Annotated in this window: 8 protein-coding genes and 1 pseudogene; 7 read left to right on the forward strand and 2 right to left on the reverse strand. The window is 47.4% G+C overall.

What is annotated here, in order from left to right; genetic code table 11:
• The 6 genes and pseudogenes from ACTIE0_RS21740 to ACTIE0_RS21765 all read left to right on the forward strand — a co-directional run.
• A pseudogene (locus ACTIE0_RS21740) lies at positions 1-66 on the forward strand (zinc ribbon domain-containing protein); the annotation flags it as partial.
• A gap of 18 nt (positions 67-84) precedes the next feature.
• The gene (locus ACTIE0_RS21745; protein ID WP_006668205.1) at positions 85-909 is read left to right on the forward strand and encodes a Ycf66 family protein; all 825 of its coding nucleotides are present in this window, start codon (positions 85-87) and stop codon (positions 907-909) included.
• Positions 878-1,507, forward strand: coding sequence for a TolB family protein (locus ACTIE0_RS21750; RefSeq protein WP_006668204.1), 630 nt, complete (start codon positions 878-880; stop codon positions 1,505-1,507). Before ACTIE0_RS21745 ends, ACTIE0_RS21750 begins: the two co-directional genes overlap by 32 nt.
• Positions 1,504-2,034 (forward strand): PD40 domain-containing protein, encoded by a 531-nt coding sequence (locus ACTIE0_RS21755; RefSeq protein ID WP_006624857.1) that lies wholly within the window; start codon positions 1,504-1,506, stop codon positions 2,032-2,034. The genes ACTIE0_RS21750 and ACTIE0_RS21755 overlap by 4 nt, the downstream gene beginning before the upstream one ends.
• A 168-nt stretch (positions 2,035-2,202) precedes the next feature.
• A complete protein-coding gene (locus tag ACTIE0_RS21760) occupies positions 2,203-3,678 on the forward strand; it encodes a trypsin-like peptidase domain-containing protein (RefSeq protein WP_006668203.1) in 1,476 nt (491 codons plus the stop codon).
• Between the two features lie 67 nt (positions 3,679-3,745).
• Positions 3,746-4,306 (forward strand): PPC domain-containing protein, encoded by a 561-nt coding sequence (locus ACTIE0_RS21765; RefSeq protein ID WP_006624855.1) that lies wholly within the window; start codon positions 3,746-3,748, stop codon positions 4,304-4,306.
• 109 nt (positions 4,307-4,415) lie between these two features.
• On the opposite strand, the gene ACTIE0_RS21770 is transcribed toward ACTIE0_RS21765, so the two are convergent.
• Positions 4,416-6,020, reverse strand: coding sequence for an Hsp70 family protein (locus ACTIE0_RS21770; RefSeq protein ID WP_006668202.1), 1,605 nt, complete (start codon positions 6,018-6,020; stop codon positions 4,416-4,418).
• A 19-nt stretch (positions 6,021-6,039) separates the two neighbouring features.
• Here ACTIE0_RS21770 and ACTIE0_RS21775 point away from each other — a divergent pair, with 19 nt between their 5' ends.
• Entirely contained in the window at positions 6,040-6,258 is a 219-nt protein-coding gene (locus ACTIE0_RS21775) for a hypothetical protein (RefSeq protein ID WP_150105291.1), read from the forward strand.
• Positions 6,259-6,337: 79 nt separating this feature from the next.
• Here ACTIE0_RS21775 and ACTIE0_RS21780 read toward each other — a convergent pair.
• On the reverse strand, positions 6,338-7,053 hold a 716-nt coding region (locus ACTIE0_RS21780; protein WP_439516986.1), incomplete at its 5' end, for a GUN4 domain-containing protein.

The following is a 7,053-nucleotide window of genomic DNA, read 5'->3' on the forward strand; positions in this document are numbered from 1 at the left end:
GTTACCTTAACGGGTAATAGTGCTATCGTCGCATTGTCCGGGAACAACCGGAAAAATGTCGCGTAAATGTATCAGATTTAGATAATGGTCAATTTAGGATTGAACTGGAGCAGCCTACTAGGGATTGTCCTAGCCGTGGCTGGTGCCGCGCTATATTTTCTCCGTTCGTGGAAGCCGAAGTTAGCTCGTGATCATGATATTTTCTTCGCTGCAGTTGGTTTACTCTGTGGCGGGATTCTTCTGTTTCAGGGATGGAGACTTGACCCGATTCTGGCTTTTGGTCAGTTTATGTTAACTGGGACTGCTATTTTCTTTGCAGTCGAAAGTATTAAACTACGGGGAGTCGCGACAACTAAGGCTAAGGAACGAGCATCTTTTGTCGATGACGATCGCTATGTAAGTGATGTTTATCGGGTAGATGCAGAACTAGATGAAATCGAACCCGTCGAAGAGTACGCCCCCATGGCTCGTCAAATTCGCGGAAGCCGAGATTCTCGCCCCTCCAAATCCGATATGTATGATACAGAATCGGAGCGTCGTCGCCCAAGTAGTCGTCGCAGTAGTAGCGCCGTCAATAGTTCCGTAGAACGTAGCAGATCGCGCCCCAGAACTGCGCCCGACCGTAGCAGCAGACCCAGATCAGACGGCTGGGAATCTGACCTAGAAACCGATAGTCGCCCGAGTCGGACTCGCAGCAGTAGACCTGCATCAGTAGACCGCAGCGGCGCTGAGAGTGTGGGATACTCCTACTCAGATACAGATGAACCATCACCCCCCAGAAGTCGGTCTTCTCGGTCTTCCAGAGCCGCCAATCGACCAGACCGGAGGGATGTGGCGACCACCGACTATGTAGAGTATCGTCCAGTAGACTACTCAGATGATGATTACAACCGCTCTGGGGAATACTAGGATTTTCCAATACTCTAAAAGCCGACTGTGGGGAAAAATATTTCCCTGGCGGCGGAGTCAGGGGACTGGTAGGGCGAAATTCGTCCTGGCGGTTTTATTGCTGTTTCAGGCGCTCATGGTGGGCTGTAGTTCAGTAGCCATCAATTCTTCTATGGTTGATGGTGCTATCAATAGCATAGCCACCGATGAGCAACCCGCATTAAGTGGAAACGGTCGTTTTTTGGCATTTGTGTCTAACCGAGAAGGTCAAAATCAATTGTTCCTGTATGACCTGCGGCGACGTAGCTATAAAACCTTGCTAGAATTGAGGCGATCGCTAACAGTAATGGAAAGCCCCAGTCTAAGTTATACCGGGCGTTATATAGTTTATAGCGCCAATGACTCAGGCCGTGCTGATATATACTTATACGATCGCCTTACCTACCGATTAGAAATGCTCACCCGTGGATATCGAGGTGCTGTCAGACATCCTCACATCAGCCCTAATGGTCGTTATATCAGCTTTGAGGGATCTAGGCGAGGTCAGTGGGATATTGAAATTATCGATCGCGGTCCGAATATTGAACTCGACACAGAAACCTCTTTGTCTGAATCATGATCAACCCATATTACCAACGTCTATTTATAATCGGATTATTAGTAATTTGTGTGGGAATGGTTAGCGGTTGTGGTGGCTATCCCCGACTGTTAAATTTACCCCCCGACAAGAGCGGAAACAGTGTAAACTCTCCCAGTTCTGAGATGAACCCCCAGATATCTTCTGATTATCTAGTTTTCGCATCCGATCGCCAAGGTCGTCAAGACATCTATCTTTATGATCGCCAACAAGCCGAATTTATCGATCTACCCGGCTTAAATTCCATAGATGCGATCGCCTCAGAACCCGCCATTTCCAGCGACGGGAATTATATTGTTTTCAATTCTACCCGTGGCGGACAATCAGATATTTATTTATATAACCGAAACACCCGCCAACTCAGAAACCTGACCGACAGCCTCAACGCTCAAGTACGCCATCCCACCATTAACGCTGATGCCAGTGTAATTGCTTTCGAGTCTAGTCTCAATGGGCAGTGGGATATTGTCGTGTATAACCGATACGGTCAAGCCCTAAATATACCCTAAACTCCCGGTAGAGTTTCCGGGTTTTGGGTAGAGTATGTCAAACTAGAAGGTAGTGGTAATTTTCCCCCAAGTAGCGATCGCTCTAAATTTTGTTCCCCCAGAAAAATCCAATCAATAGCATAACCCCCACCCTAGTTGACAGCCAAATACCTGATCAGGGAAACAGTCATGATGAACCAGCATATATTCTTAAATATTATAACATCTGGATTTTTAACTCTTAGCACCAGCCTAGGTCTGAATATAGCCCCAGCTAGTGCCATTTCCCCCATCACCGAACCAGAGTCCTCTCCTATTCTCATCGCTTCCGATATCGAGGAACAAACGAATATCCGGGTTTATGAAACAGCCAGTCCTGCTGTAGTTTCCATCAACACAGATAAAGCTAATGGTAGCGGTGCAATTATCAGCGCAGATGGTATGGTGCTTACCAACGCCCATGTTGTCTCCCAAGGCGGTCAGGTAGAGGTAACACTTGCCGATGGTCGTAAAATGATTGCCGATGTAGTTGCTTATGGCGAGAATGGGCTAGATTTGGCTTTGCTGAGGATTCGCAATGCTAGAAATTTGCCGACCATTCCCATTGCTAGACCCGGTTCCGTCAGAGTAGGACAAAGGGCCTTTGCCATTGGTAATCCCTTCGGTCAATTCCAAAATACCTTTACCGTCGGCATTGTCAGCCGCATTGACCAGGAACGGAATTTAATTCAGACTGATGCTGCTATCAACCCAGGTAACTCTGGCGGACCCCTGCTGAATAGTCAAGGGGAATTAATTGGCGTGAATACCGCCATTTTTACTAGAGGTCGTGGAGGTGGCAATATTGGCATTGGTTTTGCCATTTCCGTAGACAATGTACCCCCATTTTTGCAAGCCGCCAAAGAAGGACGCGCCCCCCGCACCGCCCAGCAACAGCGTCCGATTATGTTTAACAATCAGGATGCCAAACACTTATCATTAGACGGTCAGGAGGTTAGGGGAGTTCTAGCAGAAGGTGCTAATGTTCTACCCGTTGATAACAGTTTTTACAATCTTTATACTTTTGATGGGCAGCGAGGTCAGCGGGTAATCATCGACATGATGAGTGATGATTTCGACTCCTATTTGATTCTACTCGATATTGATGGCAATGAATTGGCTCAGGATGATGATGGGGGCGATAATACCAATGCCCGCATTGAGGTGACATTACCTGCCACTGGCACTTATACCCTGCTGGCTAACTCCTACCAGGCTGGAGAAACCGGAAACTATCGATTAAGGTTGCGGGTTGCAGGCGATCGCCGTTCCGAGTTACCCTCTTCTTCTGATGATGTCATTTTGCGTCAATCGGGAATGTTAGACCCTAACAGCGCTTCTGTACTTCCTTCTGATGGTAGTCTTTACCGTGAGTATAGTTTTGATGGAGAGGCCGGTCAATCGGTGAGAATTGATCTAACCAGTTCTGATTTTGATACTTATTTGGCGCTGTTTGGTCCCAATGGTCGCCTGGTTGGTGAAAATGATGATATCAGTGATGCCGATACCAATTCCCGCCTGACCGTGACTCTCCCTGCTACTGGTCCTTATCGAGTCGTGGTTAACGCTTTTGATAGTACCGGTCGTGGTCAGTACCTGCTGACAGTTCGTGAAGTTTCTATATAAGGTTTGATGCTGAGGAAACTGTTTCTGTTGGTGGTTGGTCAATCTAATTTGTTGTTTGAGGTCTTTTATGCTTATTAAAGTTTTCGCGGCTACAGCCACCAGTCTATTCGCACTTCTGCCCATTTCGATTCTACTGCCTTTTTCTTCTGCGATCGCCTCAGAGTCTTCTTTCGCTCCCTCAGAGTCTTCTTTCGCTCCCTCAGAGTCTTCTTTCGCTCAAGGTATGGAACCTGATGCCGTTGATATCCCCCTCCCGGAGTCGGAGTCTTTACCCCAGCAAGATACAGAACCTGTCGTGGGAGAAATTATTTTGTTGGAAGAGGGGGAACTGAGAGATGGCGATCCAGTTTTGCCCACTGATGGTAGTTTATTCCATCAACATACTTTCTTTGGGGAGGCTGGGAAAAGGGTTAAGATTCTCCTGGAAAGTTCTGAGTTTGACACCTATTTAGCATTGTTTAATCCCCAAGATGAACTGCTGGAAGAAAATGATGATATTGATGAAACTAACACCAATTCACGCATCATTATTACCTTACCGGAAACGGGAACCTATCGGGTGATTGTCAACTCCTATGATGCTACTGGACGTGGTCGTTATCAGTTGCGGGTCAGTGAAGTTGAATAAAATCCCATTAATCCCCGGTTGAATAGCACTTAAACCCTAGGGGGGTATTTCCTCCCCTGGTGGCAGAGTTTTTTGGTAGCCTAAAAAAACCGCCATATTTCCTCGGTAATCAGTTGATAAATTCGTCCTCACGCATGACAAAACCTGGGAACATTTGCGCGATGATATTTCCCAGTTCATATTCAACTTTTCGCTTTCCCCCCACCGAGACGATCGCCAAATAAGCTACTTGGGAACGGTTCACCCGCATTCCCACCCGCCATTTTTCTGAGGTGGCGCTGATTGGGAGTTTGACCGTATCCGGTAAAACCTTTTTAAAAATTGGTCCCTTGGATTGGGGAATCACCCCTAATATCACCTCTGGGGTGTCGTGGAATGCTTCCAGAGGGGGGATATTCGCCAAGCATACCGAGGCGAGGTCGTCTAAATTTGTGCCTCCTTCAATGATGGGAATAAATGTTTTTTCTACTTCCATAGAAGCCGTGATTATATCCACCACAATACCGATAGTGTGGATGTAGGTTTCGCTGGGTTGGACTAAACCATTGGCGATTAAACAAGCACCGTAGGAAATGGCAAAGGCACTCTGAATCAGGTTAAAATCATTATCAACTCGGGGGTCTGTCTCCGTTATTTTTAGGGCATCTAGGATGGTTTTTTGCACTAGGTAAAACTGACAAAATCCCCCCACTAAAAAAATGCGATCGCATTCTTGCTGATGTTTAGCCATCCACTGATTTACCCGTTCTAATACTCGGCAAATTCCCTCGGCGATCGGCTGGAAGGCTTGGTAAACTTGCTCGTTGGTGATGGTATAGCCACTAGAAAAGCTATAGAGCGTGGCTTCTGCGAGGTCTGAAGGGCTTTTGCAGTAGTTTTTGAGTTTTCTGGTGTATCGGTCATGCCCCTCGATTTTGACCGTTTCAAAGCTCTGTAGGAGGTGCATAAATTCCTGGCTGTGGAGGTCGGGTTCTGTGCCGTTTTTTTGTTGGTAGGCTTGGATAACACAACGGCGATCGAAGGCTACCCCCGCTGAGTCTAAACCGCGATCGCCTTCTCCGTCGAAGTACAAAACCTCAACCTTTTTGTCTCCATAAACGCGGCACAAACTGACATCAAAAGTTCCCCCACCCATATCGCAAACGAGGAGATTACCTTGGAAAGGTTCCTGATTTTCCCGTTGGTGTCGGCGTTGGGTTTCCCAGGCGTAATAGGCGGCGGCTGCCACCGGTTCACTCACCAGTTGAATCAGTTGTTTTTCTAGTCCCAAATTCTGGGCAATTAAAGTTTGCAGGTTTTCCCGTCCCCGGTTGTAGATATCTCGCTGCCAAATTTCCGGCACCGACACCACCAAACCCTCGATTTTCCCCTGTTGGCGGCGGAAGCTGTAGGTATTTTCTGGGGAGAGGAGGAGTTGTCGCAGGTAGTCGGTGGTAACGGTGATGGGGGTATGTTGGGATGAGTAATTATTGGCAAAGTTTTCCGTTAGCGGCAAGTCCATTTTAAAGTTACCGTAACTTTCTAGTTGCGGGTCGTTGGCTGCTGCTTGTCTAGCCGCTTTTCCGATGTCGATATAGCCGTCGTCTTCGTAGGCGATGAAGGAGGGAATTGATTGTTGTTCGCCATATTTAAAGGCGACCGGTTCGCCGTTTTCCAGGTAGGATATAGTGGAGTTGGTGGTGCCGAAGTCCAGACCGATTTTATATGATGCCATCGCGGGTTTTTGACTGTGGATGCAGGGCTATTCATATTATAGATGCGATCGGCTTCAGAAACCCAGTTACTACCGACATCTTTCCGTATTTACCCATAACCCTGATAGAAACGGGGTTTCTTCACTCAGTGGGAAAAATACATCTCCCCGACAGATGAAACTTCCTGGGAATATCCCGGATATAGAAAGTTATCAGGTTGCAGAAGTCCCCCAAAAGTTGGTCAAAGCCACCCCATAAGGAAAAAGCCGATGTTTCTGTGAAAAAGTTGCCCATAACAAGAACTTGACAACTGCCTGAAGTGGTTATATGCTACAAGTTACAAGTCTGTGCGCGAGAGAAGATGTTTCAAGCAATTATTCATGTCCCACCCGTCCAAAGTAACACGTCGGACGCTCGCGGGTAGGTAGGGTAGATGGCCGCGGGGAGCCGCCGCCGCCGAAAACGTGCAATCAGACCATGATGATAGATACGACCCATTCACTCGCCATCCCACCTCGTCACAATACCGCTCTATGATTGTAGCACCTGGATAGCTTCCATCAGGCTTACCTCCACAATTGATGTAAATTTGCTTCTGGACACTAAACCCGAAGCGTCCCCTGCTGTGTTTGACCCAAAGACCATCGATGATTCGCAAATCCTCGCAGGGAAAGTTTTTGATATCATCGTCGTCTAAATATCCCCGTTGGGTTTTTCCCGCCACCGCTAACATCATCTTAGCCGTTTCTTCGTCGGCAGCTTTCCACTGGCCTGATTTCAATAATCTGTTGAGTTGGCTATAATCAAAACCAGAATAAGACACGATGGGAGTATCTGCCACGGCTTCAGTTATCGACTCGAGTTGAGATGCGATCGCTTCATTCTGGGATTGGAGTTGAGATGCGATCGCTTCTATCTGTGACGATTGGGATTGGAGTTGAGATGCGATCGCTTTGACCTGAGATTCTAAGCGTGATTGGGATTGAGATGCGATCGCTTCATTCTGGGATTGGAGTTGAGATGCGATCGCTTCATTCTGGGATTGGAGTTGAG

Source organism: Limnospira sp. (assembly GCF_051859755.1).
GTDB classification, from domain to species: Bacteria; Cyanobacteriota; Cyanobacteriia; order Cyanobacteriales; family Microcoleaceae; genus Limnospira; species Limnospira fusiformis.

What these genes read in the sequence shown, in the direction of transcription:
- ACTIE0_RS21745 (WP_006668205.1), top strand. Translation starts at nt 85, where the DNA reads ATGGTCAATTTAGGATTGAACTGGAGCAGCCTACTAGGGATTGTCCTA.
- ACTIE0_RS21750 (WP_006668204.1), top strand. Translation starts at nt 878, where the DNA reads ATGATGATTACAACCGCTCTGGGGAATACTAGGATTTTCCAATACTCT.
- ACTIE0_RS21755 (WP_006624857.1), top strand. Translation starts at nt 1,504, where the DNA reads ATGATCAACCCATATTACCAACGTCTATTTATAATCGGATTATTAGTA.
- ACTIE0_RS21760 (WP_006668203.1), top strand. Translation starts at nt 2,203, where the DNA reads ATGATGAACCAGCATATATTCTTAAATATTATAACATCTGGATTTTTA.
- ACTIE0_RS21765 (WP_006624855.1), top strand. Translation starts at nt 3,746, where the DNA reads ATGCTTATTAAAGTTTTCGCGGCTACAGCCACCAGTCTATTCGCACTT.
- ACTIE0_RS21770 (WP_006668202.1), bottom strand. Translation starts at nt 6,020, where the DNA reads ATGGCATCATATAAAATCGGTCTGGACTTCGGCACCACCAACTCCACT.
- ACTIE0_RS21775 (WP_150105291.1), top strand. Translation starts at nt 6,040, where the DNA reads ATGCAGGGCTATTCATATTATAGATGCGATCGGCTTCAGAAACCCAGT.